This is a genomic window from Kosakonia sp. (assembly GCF_032104925.1).
Lineage (GTDB): Bacteria > Pseudomonadota > Gammaproteobacteria > Enterobacterales > Enterobacteriaceae > Kosakonia.
The window spans coordinates 80,861-101,228 of sequence record NZ_DAMCGF010000015.1 but is presented as its reverse complement, the minus strand read 5'-3'; the positions used below and the strand labels follow the sequence as shown (position 1 = coordinate 101,228).

At 54.4% G+C, this 20,368-nt stretch carries 15 protein-coding genes and 1 pseudogene; 9 read left to right on the top strand and 7 right to left on the bottom strand.

The window, feature by feature from the left end:
• Positions 1–60 precede the first annotated feature (60 nt).
• Positions 61–1,104, top strand: a complete 1,044-nt coding sequence (locus RT644_RS21690; RefSeq protein ID WP_020456557.1) for a GMP reductase — start codon at positions 61–63, stop codon at positions 1,102–1,104.
• A 32-nt stretch (positions 1,105–1,136) separates the two neighbouring features.
• On the opposite strand, the gene hofC is transcribed toward RT644_RS21690, so the two are convergent.
• From hofC to nadC, 4 genes are all read right to left on the bottom strand, one after another.
• On the bottom strand, positions 1,137–2,339 hold the full coding sequence (gene hofC / locus RT644_RS21685) for a protein transport protein HofC (protein ID WP_313628059.1): 1,203 nt from the start codon (positions 2,337–2,339) through the stop codon (positions 1,137–1,139).
• Entirely contained in the window at positions 2,329–3,723 is a 1,395-nt protein-coding gene (gene gspE / locus RT644_RS21680; protein ID WP_313628057.1) for a type II secretion system protein GspE, read from the bottom strand. The genes hofC and gspE overlap by 11 nt, the downstream gene beginning before the upstream one ends.
• A 36-nt stretch (positions 3,724–3,759) precedes the next feature.
• Positions 3,760–4,167, bottom strand: a complete 408-nt coding sequence (gene ppdD, locus RT644_RS21675) for a prepilin peptidase-dependent pilin (RefSeq protein ID WP_313628055.1) — start codon at positions 4,165–4,167, stop codon at positions 3,760–3,762.
• 176 nt (positions 4,168–4,343) lie between these two features.
• Positions 4,344–5,237, bottom strand: coding sequence for a carboxylating nicotinate-nucleotide diphosphorylase (nadC, locus tag RT644_RS21670; RefSeq protein WP_044489563.1), 894 nt, complete (start codon positions 5,235–5,237; stop codon positions 4,344–4,346).
• Between the two features lie 129 nt (positions 5,238–5,366).
• Between nadC and ampD the strand changes: the two genes are divergently transcribed.
• The gene (gene ampD / locus RT644_RS21665) at positions 5,367–5,930 is read left to right on the top strand and encodes a 1,6-anhydro-N-acetylmuramyl-L-alanine amidase AmpD (protein ID WP_020456562.1); all 564 of its coding nucleotides are present in this window, start codon (positions 5,367–5,369) and stop codon (positions 5,928–5,930) included.
• Complete coding sequence (ampE, locus tag RT644_RS21660; protein WP_020456563.1) at positions 5,927–6,781, top strand: beta-lactamase regulator AmpE; 855 nt, start codon at positions 5,927–5,929, stop codon at positions 6,779–6,781. The genes ampD and ampE overlap by 4 nt, the downstream gene beginning before the upstream one ends.
• Positions 6,782–6,796: 15 nt before the next feature.
• Here the strand turns inward: ampE and RT644_RS21655 are convergent, their stop codons facing one another.
• From RT644_RS21655 to aroP, 3 genes are all read right to left on the bottom strand, one after another.
• A complete protein-coding gene (locus RT644_RS21655; protein WP_313628053.1) occupies positions 6,797–7,747 on the bottom strand; it encodes a family 43 glycosylhydrolase in 951 nt (316 codons plus the stop codon).
• Positions 7,747–9,153: a glycoside-pentoside-hexuronide (GPH):cation symporter gene (locus RT644_RS21650; RefSeq protein ID WP_045511951.1), complete on the bottom strand. Its 1,407-nt coding sequence runs from the start codon at positions 9,151–9,153 to the stop codon at positions 7,747–7,749. Before RT644_RS21650 ends, RT644_RS21655 begins: the two co-directional genes overlap by 1 nt.
• Positions 9,154–9,325: 172 nt before the next feature.
• Positions 9,326–10,699, bottom strand: a complete 1,374-nt coding sequence (gene aroP, locus RT644_RS21645) for an aromatic amino acid transporter AroP (RefSeq protein ID WP_313628068.1) — start codon at positions 10,697–10,699, stop codon at positions 9,326–9,328.
• A 534-nt stretch (positions 10,700–11,233) separates the two neighbouring features.
• On the opposite strand from aroP, the gene pdhR reads away from it, so the two are divergent.
• The 6 genes and pseudogenes from pdhR to RT644_RS21615 all read left to right on the top strand — a co-directional run bounded on the left by pdhR (position 11,234) and on the right by RT644_RS21615 (position 20,330).
• Entirely contained in the window at positions 11,234–11,998 is a 765-nt protein-coding gene (gene pdhR / locus RT644_RS21640; RefSeq protein WP_017457950.1) for a pyruvate dehydrogenase complex transcriptional repressor PdhR, read from the top strand.
• A 179-nt stretch (positions 11,999–12,177) separates the two neighbouring features.
• Positions 12,178–14,841, top strand: a complete 2,664-nt coding sequence (gene aceE, locus RT644_RS21635; protein ID WP_020456568.1) for a pyruvate dehydrogenase (acetyl-transferring), homodimeric type — start codon at positions 12,178–12,180, stop codon at positions 14,839–14,841.
• 14 nt (positions 14,842–14,855) lie between these two features.
• Positions 14,856–16,760, top strand: coding sequence for a pyruvate dehydrogenase complex dihydrolipoyllysine-residue acetyltransferase (gene aceF / locus RT644_RS21630; protein WP_313628050.1), 1,905 nt, complete (start codon positions 14,856–14,858; stop codon positions 16,758–16,760).
• A gap of 204 nt (positions 16,761–16,964) precedes the next feature.
• Positions 16,965–18,389: a dihydrolipoyl dehydrogenase gene (gene lpdA / locus RT644_RS21625; protein ID WP_044489788.1), complete on the top strand. Its 1,425-nt coding sequence runs from the start codon at positions 16,965–16,967 to the stop codon at positions 18,387–18,389.
• 62 nt (positions 18,390–18,451) lie between these two features.
• A pseudogene (gene traT / locus RT644_RS21620) lies at positions 18,452–18,709 on the top strand (complement resistance protein TraT); the annotation flags it as partial.
• 187 nt (positions 18,710–18,896) lie between these two features.
• On the top strand, positions 18,897–20,330 hold the full coding sequence (locus tag RT644_RS21615; protein ID WP_313628048.1) for a hypothetical protein: 1,434 nt from the start codon (positions 18,897–18,899) through the stop codon (positions 20,328–20,330).
• Positions 20,331–20,368 lie beyond the last annotated feature (38 nt).

Sequence of the window (20,368 nt, the reverse complement as noted above, 5' to 3'; positions counted from 1 at the left end):
GATAGCGTCACTGGAGTTGTGAGTTTGTCATGTCGCCATTAACCCCAGGAATCTGCACACATGCGTATTGAAGAAGATCTGAAATTAGGTTTCAAAGACGTTCTTATCCGCCCTAAACGTTCTACCCTCAAAAGCCGTTCCGATGTTGAACTGGAGCGCAAATTCACATTTAAACATTCCGGGATGAACTGGTCCGGCGTACCCGTTATCGCTGCCAATATGGATACCGTTGGCACGTTCGCGATGGCGAAAGCGTTGGCGTCCTTCGATATTCTTACCGCTGTACACAAACACTACTCTGTTGAAGACTGGAAAGCCTTTATTCAGCGTGAGTCTGCAGATGTGCTGCGTCATGTGATGGTTTCTACTGGCACATCCGATGCCGATTTCGAAAAAACCAAACAGATCCTCGCGTTACATGCAGATCTGAATTTTGTCTGCATCGATGTGGCGAACGGTTACTCAGAACATTTCGTGCAGTTCGTTGCTAAAGCACGTGAAGCCTGGCCAAATAAAACTATCTGTGCCGGTAACGTCGTCACGGGTGAAATGTGTGAGGAGCTGATTCTTTCCGGCGCCGACATCGTGAAAGTGGGTATCGGCCCGGGTTCTGTGTGCACCACTCGCGTAAAAACCGGCGTCGGTTACCCTCAGTTGTCTGCGGTGATCGAGTGTGCCGATGCGGCTCATGGCCTCGGGGGGCAGATTGTCAGTGACGGTGGCTGTACCGTACCTGGCGATGTGGCGAAAGCTTTCGGCGGCGGCGCGGATTTCGTTATGCTCGGCGGTATGCTGGCGGGCCATGAAGAGAGTGGTGGAACCATCGTTGAAGAAAACGGTGAGAAATACATGCTTTTCTATGGCATGAGCTCTGAATCCGCCATGAATCGCCACGTTGGTGGTGTTGCAGGTTACCGCGCGGCGGAAGGCAAAACCGTGAAGCTGACGCTGCGTGGCCCGGTGGAAAATACCGCGCGCGATATCCTCGGTGGTTTGCGTTCAGCCTGTACTTATGTTGGCGCTTCCCGCCTGAAAGAGCTGACCAAACGCACCACCTTTATCCGCGTTCAGGAGCAGGAAAACCGCGTTTTCAATAGCCTCTGACGAGTTTGCAGGCGCACAGCGTTGCGCCTGCATTATCCGCCACCACTCATCGCATCTCCCAGATGAAAGATGGGCAAATACATTGCCACAACTAATACCCCGATAATAAGCCCAGTAACCACCAGTAAGAGCGGTTCCAGCACTGCGGCCAGACCATCAGCCTGACGCTGGGTTTGTTCGCTATGATGCCGGGCCAGATTCTCCAGCATGCTGTCCAGCGCGCCAGAAACTTCCCCTGTGCGAACCAACTGAATGCACAATGGTGGGAATTCACCACTCTGTTGTAACGCTGCCGAAATAGCCGCACCCTGAGTAATTTCCTGATGCGCGCGTTGCAGCACCGCCTGCCAGTAAGGGCAGGAGAGAGTTTCCCGTACGCTCTCCAGCCCTTGCAAAAACGCGATCCCCGCACGCTGCGTCAGTGCCAGGACGGTAAATATCTGGCTCAGGCGCTGGCCACGAACCAGCGGGCCAATGATCGGGCTTGCCAGTAGTAACCGCTGCCGATGGCGTTGCCAGCCTATATGGTTGCGCAGCATCCGTAAAACACCACCTGTTAATAATGCGCACACCATTAAGGGCAGTGCCGCTTGCTGCATGATCGCAGCACCCGCAATGACACCTCGCGTCAGCATCGGCAGCGGGGTATTGAATGTCCGGTAAATGGCGGTGAATTCCGGTAGTACCAGATAGATCATGGCCAGCACCACGACGGCAGTCAGTGCGAGGATTATTAACGGATAGCGCAGTGCTTTTTTCACTTTCAGTGTTAACTCTCGTTGCGCTTTTTGCTGGCTGGCGAGTTTAAAGCAGCACTCATCCAGCTTGCCGGTTAATTCACCGGTGCGAATCATCGCCAGCCAGAGCGGTGGAAACACCTCTGGCCATTGGCGCAGCGCAGCGGAGAAGGTTTCACCCTGTTCCAGCGCTTGTGCCAGATGATGTAACAATGCGCGCCATTGCTTTGCAGGGTGCTGTTCAGCCAGAAGTTGTAACCCTTCCGGCAACGTGAGTCCTGCCCGCAGTAAAGTTGCCAGTTGATGAAGTAACTGGCTGCTGTGTTCCGGCTTCCAGAGTGCGCGCCGTATAACGCAGCGCTTTATCGCAAGCGGATGAATTTGCTGTTGGTTCAACAGCAACAGTGTGCTGGTGCGGTTTTCGCTCCAGAACAACCCACTTTGCAGTTCACCGCTTTTTTCGAGCCCGGACCATTGCCAGAGTTGTTTACTTGCCATCAGGGAAACCCAATATGCGTACCAGCTCCTCGAACGTGGTCAGCCCTTGTTCAACGGCGAGGCAGCCATGCTGAAAAAGGGTAGTCATCCCCCCTGCGCGTGCCCGCTGTTCGATCTCATCCGCGCTGAGATCGCTGGCGATGGCCTGGCGAACGTCCGGGGTGATGGCGAGTACTTCGAATAACGCGACGCGTCCATAGAAACCGTGATAGCACTGCTCACAACCTTCGGCGCGCCAGCGAGGCAGCGGGCGCGGCCACAGATTGTCGGGCAAATGGTTGTTTTCCACTCCCAGCTTGCGGCAATGCGGGCACAGTTTTCTCACCAGCCGCTGTGCGACAACCAACGAAAGCGCGGAAGAGATCATCCAGCGCGCAACCCCCATTTGCTGAATGCGCACCAGCGTTTCGCTGGTCGAGTTGGTGTGTAATGTCGACAGCACCAGGTGGCCGGTTTGTGCGGCTTTGATGGCGATTTCCGCCGTTTCGCCATCGCGGATTTCGCCGACCATAATGATATCGGGATCCTGGCGCAGTAAGGCGCGCAGCACACTTTGAAAGGTCAACCCGGCACGTGGGTTAATCTGCGTCTGATTCAAACCGTTCAGCGGGATCTCGACCGGATCTTCAACGCTACAGATGTTGACCTCCTGTTTGTTACGCGCCTGAAGTGCGCTGTATAGCGTCACTGTTTTACCACTGCCGGTAGGCCCGGTGACCAGCAACAGCCCCTGTGGTTGCGCCAGCGCGTTATTAAAGAGCGCCATTTGCGTTTCCGTCATACCAAGGGCGGCGATCTCCAGCGCCTGGTTAACCTGGTGCAAAAGCCGTAAGACGACTTTTTCGCCGTGGCGGCAGGGCAGGGTTGCGATACGAAACGAAACAGACTGCCCTGACAACTCGACATTGAACTGTCCATCCTGCGGGAGACGTCGTTCGGCGATATCAAGATTACCGAGCACTTTTAGCCTTGCTGTCAGTGTGCTGGCAAGTGTGCCGGGGAGCGGCGTTAAAGCATGCAGTACCCCGTCAACACGCAGGCGAATGACATACTGGGTTTCGCCGGGCTCAAAATGGATGTCGGAAGCGCGTAGTATCAGTGCCTGTTGCAGCGTGTGGTTTAAAATTTCTACCGCAGAGCCGCTCTCTTCTTTGGGCTCTTGTATTACCGGTACTGGGGGCTGCGCGGTTACCTGCTGGTGCTTATCCATCTGTTCCGGTGTCCAGCAGCGGATATCGATGCGTTTTTGCACCGCGAATTGCAGCGATTCCATCAGCTCTGTGCTGGGGCTATCCACGACTGCAATAGTGAGCACATCGATTTCGTTATTGAGCACAACCGCATTGTGGCGCTGGCAGAGCGCGATAAGTTTGTCCTCTTTCATTGCTGCTCCTTAGCGTCCGGTACGGAAAACATCTTCTCAAGCCTGTTGCAGTGCGCTATCCGCTTGCGTATTGCATGTGCGCGTCCAACCCTGCATCCCCTCGGCACTGTTCCACTGTGGCGTCATGACCACACTCAGCCCGTTCAGGCTCTCTTGTCCGGTCAGCGTGACGATGCCTTTTGCAACGCTCATGGCAGAAACATATCGCGTGGTTGTTGGCGCGGGGATGCCATTACTGCTGGCATCGCAGGTATCTAAGCCACCGCGCTCCAGCGCGCATAACTCGATTGCGGTGCGATAGGGAACATAGGCTTGCAGCATGTCGGTTAGCGCGGCTTTACGCAGGTAGTTTTGGTAGGCAGGAATACCGATAGCGCTCAAAATGGCAATGATGCCAATAACCACCATCAGCTCAATTAAGGTGAATCCTTGCTGTCTGTTCATAAACGGCTCCTTGTTTTGAGCCGCTACTCTGTCAGCCTCTGGACTGGCTGGCGAGACGCAAAAAGAAGAGTGGGAAAGAGGCTTCCAGCGTTGTTGATGAAATTGCAGTTCACAACAAAAAAGGTGCGAGTTAGCACGCAAAAAAAACGGGCCTGTGGCCCGTTCAAAAGTGAGGACTAACGAAAGCGCATTGACAGGTCGAGCGCGCGAACATGTTTGGTGAGTGCCCCGACCGAGATGTAATCAACACCGGTTTCGGCGTATTCGCGCAGGGTTTCCTGCGTCACGTTGCCGGAAACTTCCAGCCGCGCCTGACCATGGGTACGCTTCACGGCTTCGCGCATTTGTTCAGTGGCGAAGTTATCCAGCATGATGATGTCCGCGCCGGCTTTCAGGGCGTCATCCAGCTCTTCCAGCGATTCCACCTCGACTTCAACCGGCACATCCGGATGCATCCAGAAGGCTTGCTCAACGGCCTTACGTACAGAACCCGCAGCGATAATGTGGTTCTCTTTGATGAGGAATGCATCGGATAGACCCAGCCGGTGGTTCGCGCCGCCACCGCATAGCACCGCGTATTTCAGGGCGGTGCGCAGCCCCGGCAGCGTTTTGCGGGTATCCAGCAGCTGTGTTTTAGTACCGCTGAGTAGATCCACATAGCGGCGTACTTCGCTGGCGACACCGGAAAGTGTCTGGACAAAATTGAGCGCGGTACGCTCGCCGGTCAACAACACGCGCGAAGGGCCTTCAAGCTCAAATAGCGGCTGGTTAGCGTGAATCACGTCGCCATCCGCGACATGCCAGGTGATGGCGACATCATCGCCCGCCAGTTGAATAAAGACCTCTTCAACCCAGCGTTTGCCGCAGAATACGCCGTCTTCACGGGTGATGATCACCGCATGAGAGCGGTTCTCTGGCGGTAACAATTGCGCGGTAATGTCGTTATTTGCATCGACTTCTCCACCCAGGTCTTCACGCAGGGCCTGAGCCACGGCGGCGGGGATATCCAGCTCGATGCGTTCGAGCAGCGCGTCACGTCGGTGATCGGGGTTATAGCGGCGAGGCGGCATGATAAACTCCAAAAAGGGTAACGAATCACAAAGTTAGGTGATGTCCTGCTGGCAACGCCATTACGGGACACAGTGCAAACATGCTACTCTGAAGCGTGTTTCAGCACCATCCTCTATAAGGAGTTCCTTATGCAGTTACGCAAGGGCTGGCTGGTTGAGGCGCGGCATGTGCCGTCTCCCCATTTTGATTGCCGCCCGGACGATGAACAGCCTTCATTACTGGTGGTACATAATATTAGCTTGCCCCCCGGTAAATTTGGCGGCCCGTGGATAGACGCGCTGTTCACCGGCACGCTGGATGCCAGCGCCGATCCGTTCTTCGAAGAGATTGTTCATCTGCGCGTTTCCGCACACTGCCTGATTCGCCGTGATGGCGAGATTGTGCAGTATGTGCCTTTTGATAAACGCGCCTGGCATGCGGGCGTCTCTTCGTATCATGGGCGGGAACGCTGTAACGACTTTTCCATTGGTATCGAGCTTGAGGGCACCGATCATCTGCCTTATACCGATGCGCAATACCGCCAGCTGGCGGCGGTGACACGAACGGTGATTGAGCTTTACCCGTCGATTGCCGACAATATGACCGGGCATAGCGATATCGCCCCCGAACGCAAGACCGATCCCGGGCCGGCTTTTGATTGGGCGAGATTTCGTGCGCTGGTTGCCGGTATGTCAGAAAAGGAGATGCCATGACGTTATTCACCCTGTTGCTGGTATTAGCAGCAGAACGGCTGTTTAAACTGGGCGAGCACTGGCAACTGGATCATCGGATGGAAGTGCTGTTCCGGCGGGTAAAACACTACTCCATGTTCAGAACGTTGCTGATGACCGCGCTGGCGATGCTGGTCACCTTCCTGATTTTGCGCGCATTGTATGGGCTGTTTTTCAATGTTCCGCTGCTGGTGGTGTGGATTTTGCTCGGCGTGTTGTGTATCGGCGCGGGTAAAGTGCGGCTGCACTATCACGCCTATCTGAAAGCGGCAGCGCGCAATGACGCACATGCCCACACGGCAATGGCGAATGAGCTGACGCTGATCCACGGCGTGCCGCCAGGCTGCGACGAGCGCGAGTTTCTGCGCGAGCTGCAAAACGCGCTGGTATGGATCAACTTCCGTTTTTATCTCGCGCCAATGTTCTGGTTTATCGTCGGTGCGTCGTGGGGACCCGTGTTGCTGGTCGGTTACGCCTCATTGCGTGCGTGGCAATACTGGCTGGCGCGTTACAAAACGCCAAACGAGCGTCAGCAGTCTGGCATTGACGCGATTTTGCATCTGCTGGATTGGATACCGGTGCGCCTCGCGGGTGTGGTCTACGCGCTGGTTGGGCACGGTGAAAAAGCGCTCCCGGCCTGGTTTGCGTCGTTGGGCGATCGCCATACTTCACAATACCAGGTGCTGACGCGTCTTGCGCAGTTCTCGCTGGCGCGCGAGCCGCACACCGATAAAGTCGAAACGCCGAAAGCCGCTGTCTCAATGGCGAAAAAAACGTCGCTGGTGCTGGTGGTCGTGGTGGCGCTGTTAACGATTTACGGCACGCTGATTTAACCGCGTGCCGCAGTATCACTGATTATCTGCTGCCGGGATGCCGAAATCGGGCATCCCGTTTTCTTGCCAGCAAATTGTTTTCAGGCGGGTATGGCGATTGGGATCGTAAAGCGGATCGCCTTCAATTTCGGTGTAATTCCGTGCGTGATAGACCAGTACATCTTCCCCTTCCGGCGTTTGCGTAAAACTGTTGTGCCCCGGGCCGTACTGGCGGTTTTCATAACTGGTTTTAAACACCGGCTGCGGCGATTTATGCCAGTTTTTGGGATCCTGCGGGTTGGCGGTGATATCGATCCACAACAAGCCCATACAGTAATTTTCGTCAGTAGCGCTGGCGGAATAACTCACAAAGAGTTTATCGCCGTGGAACAATACCGCCGGGCCTTCATTGACCAGAAAACCACGACACTCCCAGTCAAATTCCGGTTTGCTTAACATTACCGGTTCGCCTTTCAGCGTCCACGGGTTTTCCATTTCCGCCAGGTAGAGGTTGGAGTTCCCGGCAATATGCGGCGCTTTTTGCGCCCATAAATACCAGCGTTTCCCCTGATGCTCAAAGGTCGTGGCATCGAGCGCAAAGGTATCGAAAGGCGTTTTTACCTGGCCTTTTTCGACCCAGCGACCGCTGAGCGGATCGGCATCCGCGCACTCCAGTACGAACATGCGGTGCTGGAACATATTCAGCGCATCCAGCGCTTTGGTCCAGGTCGCGGCAAAGTAGAGATACCATTTGCCATCAATGTGATGCAGCTCCGGTGCCCAGATAAGCTCGCTCATTGGGCCGCTTTGCGGTTTGCGCCAGACTACCACGCCCTCGGCATCCCGCAGGCCTTCCAGCGTACTGGCGCGGCGGATCTCCAGCCGGTCATATTCCGGCACCGAGGCAACGAAATAGTACTCGCCTTGATGGCGCAGGATAAACGGGTCAGCGCGCTGTTCAATAAACGGGTTCGGCCAGTTATTCATTATGCATTCCTTACGTTATCGCCCGCCGGTAAATGCTGATTTTCGGTCAGTTCATGGTAGTTGACGCGGCGTTTTTCCAGATCCGCCTGGATCTGTTTCATCAGTTCACGGTCGACTTTCAGCAAGCGCACCACGCCTGCGGTGATCAGGTAGCCGACGCCCGGAATAATGGTAAACAGCAGCATGATGCCGTTAATGGCGCTGGCGCTTTGCTGTTTAGCTCCGGCGTCATAGCCATACCAGGAGAGCAGGAAACCGACCATCGCCCCGGCAACTGCCAGCCCCACTTTCAGGAAGAACAGGTTGCCGGAGAAGCTCATACCGGTAATGCGTTTGCCGGTTTTCCACTCGCCGTAATCATCGACATCCGCCATCAGCGACCAGTGCAGCGGGGAAGGGATCTGATGCAGAATGTTCAGCAGGAAGTAGAGCACCACAATCAGCACCGTGGCGTGCGGGTCAAAGAAGTAAAAGGCACAGGAGAAGAACGCCAGCACGATATTGGTCCAGAAGAAGACTTTCAGTTTACACCAGCGGTCGGTCAGCACTTTTGCCAGCATACTGCCGAGCATCATGCCGACCACGCCAAGGCTAATAAACATCGTCGCGAAATGGGTGCTTTCCCCCATCACCCAGGTGACGTAATACATGGTGGCCGCCATGCGGATAAAACCAGGGCAAACATTGCAGAGCGTCAGCAGGAGGATGCGCACCCACTGATCGTTTTTCCACACGTCTTTGAAATCTTTTTTCAGATCATCATTGGTTGGCACCGCCGGGCGGATACGTTCGCGCACGGTGGCAAAGCAGAACAGGAACATACACATGCCGATAAACGCCAGCACCGTCATCGCCATCTGGTAGCCTTTGGCTTTATCCGCACCGCCGAACCACTCGGCCATCGGCAGCAGCGTGAGCGACAACAGCAGGGTGGCAATGCCGACCATCACAAAGCGATACGACTGGCAGGCAACGCGCTCTTTCGGGTCGTTAGTGATAACACCGCCCAGCGAGCAGTAGGGGATATTGATCGCGGTATAGGTGAGCGACAACAGGAAATAGGTGACAAAGGCATAGATAACTTTGCTGTTATAAGTCCATTCCGGCGTGGTGAACATCAGCACGCTGAAGACGGCGTAAGGTACGGCTATCCACAACAGCCACGGGCGAAAACGGCCATATTTACTTTGTGTCCGGTCAGCGAGCGCCCCCATTAGCGGGTCAGTCACCGCATCAATCACGCGAATCGACAGCAGTAATACCCCAACCAGCGCAGGTGCGAGGCCGAAGATATCAGTATAGAAATAGTTAACAAACAGCATGATAGCGCCAAAGATAATGTTGCATCCGGCGTCGCCCATGCCATAGCCAATCTTTTCTTTAACAGACAGTTTGTTGTTGTCCATTGCCGGTTCTCCCTTTGAGATATGGCATGAAGTATTTGTCTGTAAATTTTTGTTTGCGTAGCAGGATCAGGCCACAGAGATGGACAAAATGGCTATGGGAAGGAAAGTGTGAGGAAGGTAACACAGTGATAACACCCCTCTCCCTGGCGGGAGAGGGGGGAGTGGGTAAGGATTAATGCGCTTTCACGGCATTGGCGTTTTTCTGCTTCAGCAGGTAGCCGACGCCGAGGATGGCTATCCACACCGGGATCAGGTAGACGGAGATCGCCATGCCGTCTGTCATCAGCATGATCACCAGCACCGCTGCCATAAAGATCAGGCAGACCCAGTTCCCTAGCGGATAGAACAGCGCCGGGAAACGCGGCGTAACCCCTTGCTGCTGCTTGGCGCGGCGAAAACGCATGTGCGCCAGGCTAATCATTGCCCAGTTGATCACCAGCGCGGAAACCACCAGCGCCATCAGCAGACCAAACGCGGATTCCGGGGCGAAGTAGTTGATCAGCACACACAGCGCGGTAAACAGCGCAGAGGTGATGATGGTGTTCACCGGCACGCCGCGTTTATCCACGTGTTGCAGTATTTTCGGCGCGTTGCCCTGTTTCGCCAGACCGAACAGCATACGGCTGTTGCAGTACACGCAGCTGTTATAAACAGAGAGCGCGGCAGTCAGCACCACAATGTTCAACGCGTTGGCCACAAACGAGTCACCCAGTTCATGGAAGATCAGCACAAACGGGCTGGTGTCAGCCGTAACACGCGTCCACGGCAGCAGGGAGAGCAGCACGGCCAGCGAACCCACATAGAAAATCAGAATGCGGTAGATAACCTGGTTGGTGGCTTTCGGAATGCTTTGTTCCGGGTTATCGGCTTCTGCGGCGGTGATCCCCACCAGTTCCAGACCACCGAAGGAGAACATGATGATTGCCATCATCATCACCAGCCCACCGATGCCGTGCGGCAGGAAACCGCCCTGTTCCCACAGGTTACGCACGGTAGCCTGCGGGCCAGCGCTGCCGCTAAACAGCAACCAGCCGCCAAATACGATCATCGCGACAACCGCGAAAACCTTAATAATGGCGAACCAGAACTCCATCTCACCAAACACTTTCACGTTGGTCAGGTTGATGGCGTTGATAATGACAAAGAACACGGCGGCGGAAACCCATGTTGGAATTTCTGGCCACCAGAACTGCACATATTTTCCGACGGCGGTAAGCTCCGCCATCGCCACCAGCACGTACAGCACCCAGTAGTTCCAGCCGGAAGCAAAGCCTGCAAAGTTGCCCCAATATTTGTAAGCGAAGTGGCTGAATGAGCCTGCTACCGGCTCTTCAACCACCATTTCGCCAAGCTGGCGCATGATGAGAAACGCGATAAAACCGGCAATGGCATAACCCAGAATTATCCCCGGACCGGCAGATTGAATGACGGATGCGCTGCCCAGAAACAGGCCAGTCCCAATAGCGCCACCCAGCGCGATAAGCTGAATGTGGCGGTTCTTAAGGCCGCGCTTTAGCTGATCGCCGTGCTGTTGACCTTCCATTATGAAACCTCGTGTGTGGTTGTTATTTGTACGCTGCGGTTTGCGTGTAATAAATAAATTCCGTTTTTTGTATTTTTTTGTTTACGAAATGTCGACGTGTTTTTTCGTCAATCCCTTTCATAGGGCTCAGAATAGTGATAAGTGCGCGGGAATGCATCTGCTTTATGAAACTCTGATGACGAGCGGATAAAAAAGAAACCGTTTCTGCGTACCCCATCTACTCCCTCAATGGCCTTATTTCTTTGTTTTATGCGCATTAAAAGAATATTTATTCATATATTGGCGAACTGAATCGGTTCATATGCCTTAATTGGCGTTTCAGGAAAGTTAAAACTGCCTCTTTCGTGGTAAACGAGGCATTTGTGCAAGGTTACATCTTTGAAACGCTATTTCTGTAACATTGTTAAAATGTGCGTGGTTTCCTGATTTCAATCAAAACCTGTATGGACAGAAGGTGAATACTTTGTTACTTTAGCGTCAAGAACATGAAATTGGTAAGACCAATTTACTCCGGGCGAGTGGTAGAGACAGGGAACAATGGCCTACAGCAAAATCCGCCAACCAAAGCTTTCCGATGTGATTGAGCAGCAACTGGAGTTTTTGATTCTCGAAGGTACGTTGCGTCCCGGCGAGAAACTGCCTCCAGAGCGCGAACTGGCCAAACAGTTCGATGTTTCTCGTCCTTCACTGCGCGAGGCCATTCAGCGCCTCGAAGCGAAAGGCCTGCTCCTTCGTCGCCAGGGTGGCGGTACTTTTGTCCAAAGCAGTCTGTGGCAAAGCTTCAGCGATCCGCTGGTTGAGCTTCTGGCCGATCATCCCGAATCCCAGTTTGACCTGCTTGAAACCCGCCACGCGCTGGAAGGCATTGCTGCATATTACGCGGCGCTGCGCAGCACCGATGAAGACAAAGCGCGGATCAGCGAGCTGCACCAGGCCATTGAGCGGGCGCAGCAGTCCGGGGATTTGGACGCGGAATCCAGTGCCGTCGTGCAGTATCAAATAGCCGTAACCGAGGCGGCACATAATGTTGTGCTGCTTCATCTGCTACGCTGCATGGAGCCCATGTTGGCGCAAAACGTTCGTCAGAACTTTGAATTGCTGTACGCGCGCCGCGAAATGCTGCCGCTTGTCAGCAACCATCGCTCGAGTATTTTCGCGGCGATCATGGCCGGGAAGCCGGAAGAGGCGCGTGAAGCGTCGCACCGCCACCTGGCGTTTATTGAAGAGATTTTGCTGGATCGTAGCCGTGAGCAGAGCCGTCGTGAACGCTCGCTTCGCCGGTTAGAGCAGAGAAAGAATTAAGATTTTCTGGTGCAGGTTGTACCGGAAGAGTTGTAACACCAGCGCCAAACTTTAGAGCGCGGCAACTAAACGCAGAACCTGTCTTATTGCACTTTTGTGGTTTGAACGAAAAGGCATGAGAATGCAATGGGACAGGTTCCAGACAAATCAACGTATTAGATAGATAAGGAATACCCCCCATGTCAGAACGTTTCCAAAATGACGTGGATCCGATCGAAACTCGCGACTGGCAACAGGCGATCGAATCGGTCATCCGTGAAGAAGGTGTTGAGCGTGCTCAGTATCTGATTGACCAGCTCCTTTCTGAAGCCCGCAAAGGCGGTGTGAAAGTGGCAGCTGGCACAGGGGCGAGCAACTATGTAAACACTATTGCCGTTGAAGATGAACCGGAATACCCGGGCAATCTGGAACTGGAACGCCGCATTCGTTCAGCTATCCGCTGGAACGCCATCATGACGGTTCTGCGCGCGTCCAAAAAAGACCTTGAGCTGGGCGGCCACATGGCGTCCTTCCAGTCTTCCGCGACCGTTTATGAAGTTTGCTTCAACCACTTCTTCCGCGCGCGTAACGAGAAAGACGGCGGCGACCTGGTGTACTTCCAGGGCCACATCTCTCCGGGCATCTACGCACGTGCATTCCTGGAAGGTCGTCTGACTGAAGAGCAGATGAACAACTTCCGTCAGGAAGTTCACGGTAAAGGCCTCTCCTCTTACCCGCACCCGAAACTGATGCCGGAATTCTGGCAGTTCCCGACTGTATCCATGGGCCTGGGCCCGATTGGTGCGATCTATCAGGCGAAGTTCCTGAAATATCTGGAACACCGTGGTCTGAAAGATACCTCTGAGCAAACCGTTTACGCCTTCCTCGGCGACGGTGAGATGGATGAGCCGGAATCCAAAGGCGCTATCACCATCGCCACCCGTGAAAAACTGGATAACCTGTGCTTCATCATCAACTGTAACCTGCAGCGTCTGGATGGCCCGGTAACCGGTAACGGCAAAATCATCAACGAACTGGAAGGCATCTTCGCAGGTGCTGGCTGGAACGTTATCAAGGTGATGTGGGGCGGTCGTTGGGATGAGCTGCTGCGTAAAGATACCAGCGGTAAACTGATCCAGCTGATGAACGAAACCGTCGACGGCGATTACCAGACCTTCAAATCCAAAGATGGCGCGTATGTGCGTGAGCACTTCTTCGGTAAATACCCGGAAACCGCAGCGCTGGTTGCAGACTGGACTGATGAGCAGATCTGGGCCCTGAACCGTGGCGGCCACGATCCGAAGAAAGTTTACGCGGCACTGAAAAAAGCGCGTGAAACCAAAGGTAAAGCGACTGTTATCCTGGCCCACACCATCAAAGGTTACGGCATGGGCGATACCGCAGAAGGTAAAAACATCGCTCACCAGGTTAAGAAAATGAACATGGACGGCGTGCGTTATATCCGCGATCGTTTCAATGTTCCGGTTACCGATGAGCAGGTTGAAAACCTCTCTTACATCACCTTCCCGGAAGGTTCTGAAGAGCACAAATACCTGCACGAACGTCGTCAGGCGCTGAAAGGCTACCTGCCGTCTCGTCAGCCGAACTTCACCGAAAAACTGGATCTGCCTGCGCTGGAAGACTTCTCCCAGCTGCTGGAAGAGCAGAATAAAGAGATCTCCACCACCATCGCTTTCGTGCGTGCCCTGAACGTGATGCTGAAGAACAAGTCGATCAAAGATCGCTTGGTGCCGATCATCGCCGACGAAGCGCGTACCTTCGGTATGGAAGGTCTGTTCCGTCAGATTGGTATTTACAGCCCGAACGGCCAGCAGTACACCCCGCAGGACCGTGAGCAGGTTGCTTACTACAAAGAAGACGAGAAAGGTCAGATCCTGCAGGAAGGCATCAACGAACTGGGTGCTGGCGCATCCTGGCTGGCGGCTGCGACTTCTTACAGCACCAACAACCTGCCGATGATCCCGTTCTACATCTACTACTCCATGTTCGGGTTCCAGCGTATCGGTGACCTGTGCTGGCAGGCTGGCGACCAGCAGGCTCGCGGCTTCCTGATTGGTGGTACTTCGGGTCGTACGACCCTGAACGGCGAAGGTCTGCAGCACGAAGATGGTCACAGCCATATTCAGTCGCTGACTATCCCGAACTGTATCTCTTACGACCCGTCTTACGCGTACGAAGTGGCAGTCATCATGCATGACGGTCTGCAGCGTATGTACGGTGAAGCGCAAGAGAACATTTACTACTACATCACCACGCTGAACGAAAACTACCACATGCCGGCGATGCCGGAAGGTGCCGAGGAAGGTATCCGCAAAGGTATCTACAAACTCGAAACCGTTGCCGGTAGCAAAGGTAAAGTTCAGCTGCTGGGCTCCGGTTCTATCCTGCGTCACGTGCGTGAAGCAGCGCAGATCCTGGCGAACGACTACGGCGTGGGCTCTGACGTGTACAGCGTCACCTCCTTCACTGAACTGGCGCGTGATGGCCAGGATTGTGAGCGCTGGAACATGCTGCACCCGCTGGAAACGCCGCGCGTTCCGTACATCGCTCAGGTGATGAACGACGCACCGGCTGTGGCATCAACTGACTATATGAAACTGTTCGCCGAGCAGGTTCGTACTTACGTACCGGCTGATGACTACCGCGTACTGGGTACTGATGGCTTCGGTCGCTCCGACAGCCGTGAAAACCTGCGTCACCACTTCGAAGTTGATGCTTCTTACGTGGTGGTAGCAGCACTGGGCGAACTGGCTAAACGTGGCGAAATCGACAAGAAAGTGGTGGCGGAAGCAATCACCAAATTCAACATCGATGCAGAAAAAGTTAACCCGCGTCTGGCGTAAGAGGTAAAGAGATAATGGCTATCGAAATCAAAGTACCGGACATCGGGTCTGATGAAGTTGAAATCACCGAGATTCTGGTCAAAGTGGGCGACACCGTTTCCGCTGAACAGTCGCTGATCACCGTAGAAGGCGACAAAGCCTCTATGGAAGTTCCGTCTCCGCAGGCTGGCGTTGTTAAAGAGATCAAAGTCTCTGTTGGCGACAAAACCGAGACGGGCAAACTGATCATGATTTTCGATTCCGCCGATGGTGCAGCAGCCGCTGCACCTGCTCCGGCAGAAGAGAAGAAAGAAGCCGCTCCGGCCGCTGCTGCGCCAGCAACCGCGGCAGCGAAAGAAGTGAACGTCCCTGACATCGGCGGTGACGAAGTTGAAGTCACCGAAATTCTGGTGAAAGTGGGCGACACCGTTGCGGCAGAACAATCTCTGATCACCGTAGAGGGCGACAAAGCCTCTATGGAAGTTCCGGCGCCGTTCGCAGGCACCGTGAAAGAGATCAAAATCAACACCGGCGACAAAGTCTCTACCGGCTCGCTGATCATGATCTTCGAAGTGGCGGGTGCTGCACCTGCTGCGGCTCCGGCTCAGGCAGCCGCTCCGGCTGCGACGAGCGCACCGGCAGCTGCGGCTGGCGCGAAAGAAGTCAACGTACCTGACATCGGCGGTGACGAAGTAGAAGTGACCGAAGTGCTGGTGAAAGTGGGTGACAAAGTCTCCGCTGAACAGTCTCTGATCACCGTAGAAGGCGACAAAGCCTCTATGGAAGTCCCGGCACCGTTCGCCGGTGTTGTTAAAGAGCTGAAAGTGAACGTGGGCGACAAAGTCTCCACTGGCTCGCTGATCATGGTATTCGAAGTGGAAGGCGCTGCGCCTGCCGCGGCTCCGGCTGCCGCTCCGGCATCTGCTGCTGCCCCGGCTCAGGCTCAGGCTGCTAAACCTGCTGCGGCACCGGCTGCGAAAGCAGAAGGTAAATCTGACTTCGCGGAAAACGACGCTTACGTCCACGCTACTCCGCTGATCCGCCGCCTGGCGCGCGAATTCGGCGTTAACCTGGCAAAAGTGAAAGGCACCGGTCGTAAAGGCCGTATCCTGCGCGAAGACGTTCAGGCTTACGTGAAAGACGCAGTGAAACGCGCTGAATCCGCACCTGCCGCTGGCGCGACTGGCGGTTCTCTGCCGGGTCTGCTGCCGTGGCCGAAAGTGGACTTCAGCAAGTTCGGCGAAATCGAAGAAGTGGAACTGGGCCGTATCCAGAAAATCTCTGGTGCGAACCTGAGCCGTAACTGGGTGATGATCCCGCACGTTACGCACTTCGACAAAACCGATATCACCGATCTGGAAGCGTTCCGTAAACAGCAGAACGCCGAAGCTGAGAAGCGCAAACTGGATGTGAAATTCACCCCGGTTGTCTTCATCATGAAAGCCGTCGCTGCTGCGCTTGAGCAGATGCCACGCTTCAACAGCTCGCTGTCTGAAGACGGTCAGCGCCTGACACTGAAGAAATACATCAACATCGGTGTTGCGGTGGATACCCCGAACGGTCTGGTTGTTCCGGTCTTTAAAGACGTGAACAAGAAGAGCGTTACCGAGCTGTCCCGCGAACTGACGGTGATTTCCAAGAAAGCGCGTGACGGTAAGCTGACCGCAGGCGAAATGCAGGGCGGTTGCTTCACCATCTCCAGCATCGGCGGCCTGGGAACTACCCACTTCGCGCCGATTGTGAACGCGCCGGAAGTCGCTATCCTGGGCGTCTCCAAATCTGCAATGGAGCCGGTCTGGAACGGTAAAGAGTTCGTACCGCGTTTGATGATGCCGATTTCGCTCTCCTTCGACCACCGTGTGATTGACGGTGCTGATGGTGCGCGCTTTATCACCATCATCAACAACATGCTGTCTGACATTCGCCGTCTGGTGATGTAATCGAAGAAGCCGGCCTGACGGCCGGCTTTTTTCTGGTAATCTCATAGGGCTGTTGGGGTTATCAGGGGCAAAAGGACAAATCGTTTGCCGTTTGTTGTTTCAAAATTGTTAACAATTTTGTAAACTGCGGGCGGATAGAACGTCCCGGTGGATGAAGGGCGACATGAAGTACCCCTGACCGCCGGAAATCAATAAGAGGTCATGATGAGTACTGAAATCAAAACTCAGGTCGTGGTACTTGGGGCAGGCCCGGCAGGTTACTCTGCTGCCTTCCGTTGCGCTGATTTAGGTCTGGAAACCGTCATCGTTGAACGTTACAACACTCTCGGCGGTGTTTGTCTGAACGTGGGTTGTATCCCTTCTAAAGCGCTGCTGCACGTTGCAAAAGTTATCGAAGAAGCCAAAGCGCTGGCTGAACACGGTATCGTCTTCGGCGAGCCGAAAACCGATATCGACAAGATTCGTACCTGGAAAGAGAAAGTTATCACTCAGCTGACCGGCGGTCTGGCGGGTATGGCCAAAGGCCGTAAAGTGAAAGTGGTTAACGGTCTGGGTAAATTCACCGGGGCGAACACCCTGGAAGTGGAAGGCGAAAACGGCAAAACCGTGATCAACTTCGACAACGCTATCATCGCGGCGGGTTCCCGTCCGATCCAGTTGCCGTTCATTCCGCATGAAGATCCGCGCGTATGGGATTCTACCGACGCCCTGGAACTGAAATCCGTACCGAAACGCCTGCTGGTTATGGGTGGCGGTATCATCGGTCTGGAAATGGGTACTGTGTACCATGCGCTGGGTTCAGAGATTGACGTGGTTGAAATGTTCGACCAGGTTATCCCGGCCGCAGACAAAGATATCGTTAAAGTCTTCACCAAACGCATCGGTAAGAAATTCAACCTGATGCTGGAAACCAAAGTGACCGCCGTTGAAGCGAAAGAAGACGGCATTTACGTTTCCATGGAAGGCAAAAAAGCCCCTGCTGAAGCGCAGCGTTACGACGCCGTGCTGGTGGCTATCGGCCGTGTGCCGAACGGTAAAAACCTCGACGCTGGCAAAGCAGGCGTGGAAGTGGACGAACGCGGCTTTATCCGTGTTGATAAACAGCTGCGCACCAACGTGCCGCACATCTTCGCTATCGGCGATATCGTCGGTCAGCCGATGCTGGCGCACAAAGGCGTGCATGAAGGCCACGTGGCCGCTGAAGTTATCGCCGGTAAGAAACATTACTTCGATCCGAAAGTTATCCCGTCTATCGCCTACACCGAGCCGGAAGTTGCATGGGTGGGTCTGACCGAGAAAGAAGCGAAAGAGAAAGGCATCAGCTACGAAACCGCCACCTTCCCGTGGGCTGCTTCCGGCCGTGCTATCGCTTCTGACTGCGCTGACGGTATGACCAAACTGATTTTCGACAAAGAGACGCACCGTGTTATCGGTGGCGCGATTGTCGGCACCAACGGCGGCGAGCTGCTGGGTGAAATCGGTCTGGCTATCGAAATGGGCTGTGATGCGGAAGACATTGCGCTGACCATTCACGCGCACCCGACGCTGCATGAATCCGTCGGTCTGGCGGCTGAAGTGTTCGAAGGTAGCATTACCGACCTGCCGAACCCGAAAGCGAAGAAAAAGTAAGTTTCGCCAGTTTAAGATAAGGCAGCCTGCGGGCTGCTTTTTTTTGCCTTTTTCCCGTTGACTGGAGCCAGGCCAGCGTGCTGAAAGTCGACAAAATGGATCTGCCTGAAACCCTGGTATACCGGAAAAGTGGTTACGAAGGTGCAGCGCTGCGTCAGGGCACTTCCGGTATCAAGCTGCAAACCAGCACCGAAGAAGGCAACCGCGCGAAATACCAGACGCGTGTTGTGTCTAACGCGAACAAAGTGAACCTGAAATTCGAAGAAGCCAAACCGGTTCTCGAAGCGCAGCTGGCGAAATCTGTCGCTAACATTATGTAAGCCGCCTTTGCATTCCACATGATGAATGCATGGGTAGCCTGAAATAGGCGAGTCAGGGAACTGGCTCGCTTTTTTTATTGTATTTCGTGATGAATTCAGGGTTTTCATCCGCAAAGTATAAAGATTGTGCAAAAACTGCCGATGGTAGATGACTACCACTATCGGTGAGAGAGGGAGTTTCATCGTCATGATCCGCGGACTTAGTTTTGCCTTACAGCTGCCTTCTGTTACGCGCGTGAACGCGACAACACAGGTTGGCGCTGCTGCACGTGCCGCCAGCAGTAATAACGCCGTCGCTAACAATAACACCTCGGCGAAAGTGATGTTCGGTAGCCAGACTTCAGAGATTTCGGCGGTTTATAGCCTGTCACCGAAAAAAATGAGCACCGGTGTTGCACAGCAGTCCAACCCCATTATTGAGGGGCTGATGCAATCGGCACTGGGCAGTGCTTCGGTTTCCTCGATGGCAGGCCTTGGCAGCGCGCTGCTTGGCAATCTGAAGGAGAACCGTGGCGATTTCACCCAGGCACTGACCGGGGTGAGCACAGATGTGGGGGCCAGCGCCGGTGCGAACAAATCAGCGGTGACGCTCAGTATCGCCACCAAATCCGGCTCGACTGTTCACCTGACGATGACCCAGCAGGACAACGGCATCGCGGTTGAGGTGAAAACGGAGGGCGAGGCGCTAAATGATGATGATGCGGCGGCAGTGGCGAACCTCGGCAGTGCGTTAAGCAAAGCGCTCAGCGGACTGGGGCAGCAACCGCCGAAACTGGATATCTCCGGTTTAACCAACTTTGATAGCAACCGCTTGAAATCCGTCGATCTGAAAACCGATATACGCAATGGCGATGATTCGCTGCAGTCGCTTAATTTCCATGCCGATGACAAAGCGCGCTCCGTTGCCTACCAGGATGGCGACTATTCGCTGAAGATGAGCAGCGATATGTCCAAACCTGCGCTCTCCGGCAGCTACGGCCAACAGCAGCTGGCGCTGAAGGCGTATGACGATAAATTCGATAAAGCGCGTATTGCCGGAAATGGCGATCGTGGCCAGATGGAAGCGATGAAATCTGTATTCCGCGCGCTGAACACCACTCGCGATGCGGAAAGCGCCAAAGTCACCCCAGGCCAAAACCTCACCCTTGATACGAGTGGCGTTTCGCAATTAAGCGGGCTGAATGATTTTTCGCTGTCGCTCGTGCAAACCGAGAAATCACCTAATCCGTTGCATGAAGAAGAGAAAGATCGCTTCGCTTATACCGCCTCGCAGTCTTCCGAAGAGCAGACACGTGATGACGGCTCAAAAACCGTGAAGCAGACGGCACGCAGCCATCTGAGCGCCGCCTGGCATGAGGCTATCGACCCGTCGATTCCGCTGGCGCTGAACAAAATGAAGTCGTCGCAAAACTACTTCTACCATCTGGTTGAAAACGATGAAGAGAACACCACCACGCTCAACTATAACGGTCGCGGGCAACTGGCAAGCGTCGGTCATAACGAGCAGGTGAACAACCGCTCAACGGTGCAAAAATACGTACTGGGTAAGCTGGTGGATCAAACCGTCACCCCGGAAAAGTATGCCAACAGTAATGTGCGTTCGTTGTTAGGTTCGGCGTAACAGCTATGTAACCAAACGGCCCTGCGGGGCCGTTTTTC

What these genes read in the sequence shown, in the direction of transcription:
- RT644_RS21690 (WP_020456557.1), top strand. Translation starts at nt 61, where the DNA reads ATGCGTATTGAAGAAGATCTGAAATTAGGTTTCAAAGACGTTCTTATC.
- hofC (WP_313628059.1), bottom strand. Translation starts at nt 2,339, where the DNA reads ATGGCAAGTAAACAACTCTGGCAATGGTCCGGGCTCGAAAAAAGCGGT.
- gspE (WP_313628057.1), bottom strand. Translation starts at nt 3,723, where the DNA reads ATGAAAGAGGACAAACTTATCGCGCTCTGCCAGCGCCACAATGCGGTT.
- ppdD (WP_313628055.1), bottom strand. Translation starts at nt 4,167, where the DNA reads ATGAACAGACAGCAAGGATTCACCTTAATTGAGCTGATGGTGGTTATT.
- nadC (WP_044489563.1), bottom strand. Translation starts at nt 5,237, where the DNA reads ATGCCGCCTCGCCGCTATAACCCCGATCACCGACGTGACGCGCTGCTC.
- ampD (WP_020456562.1), top strand. Translation starts at nt 5,367, where the DNA reads ATGCAGTTACGCAAGGGCTGGCTGGTTGAGGCGCGGCATGTGCCGTCT.
- ampE (WP_020456563.1), top strand. Translation starts at nt 5,927, where the DNA reads ATGACGTTATTCACCCTGTTGCTGGTATTAGCAGCAGAACGGCTGTTT.
- RT644_RS21655 (WP_313628053.1), bottom strand. Translation starts at nt 7,747, where the DNA reads ATGAATAACTGGCCGAACCCGTTTATTGAACAGCGCGCTGACCCGTTT.
- RT644_RS21650 (WP_045511951.1), bottom strand. Translation starts at nt 9,153, where the DNA reads ATGGACAACAACAAACTGTCTGTTAAAGAAAAGATTGGCTATGGCATG.
- pdhR (WP_017457950.1), top strand. Translation starts at nt 11,234, where the DNA reads ATGGCCTACAGCAAAATCCGCCAACCAAAGCTTTCCGATGTGATTGAG.
- aceE (WP_020456568.1), top strand. Translation starts at nt 12,178, where the DNA reads ATGTCAGAACGTTTCCAAAATGACGTGGATCCGATCGAAACTCGCGAC.
- aceF (WP_313628050.1), top strand. Translation starts at nt 14,856, where the DNA reads ATGGCTATCGAAATCAAAGTACCGGACATCGGGTCTGATGAAGTTGAA.
- lpdA (WP_044489788.1), top strand. Translation starts at nt 16,965, where the DNA reads ATGAGTACTGAAATCAAAACTCAGGTCGTGGTACTTGGGGCAGGCCCG.
- RT644_RS21615 (WP_313628048.1), top strand. Translation starts at nt 18,897, where the DNA reads ATGATCCGCGGACTTAGTTTTGCCTTACAGCTGCCTTCTGTTACGCGC.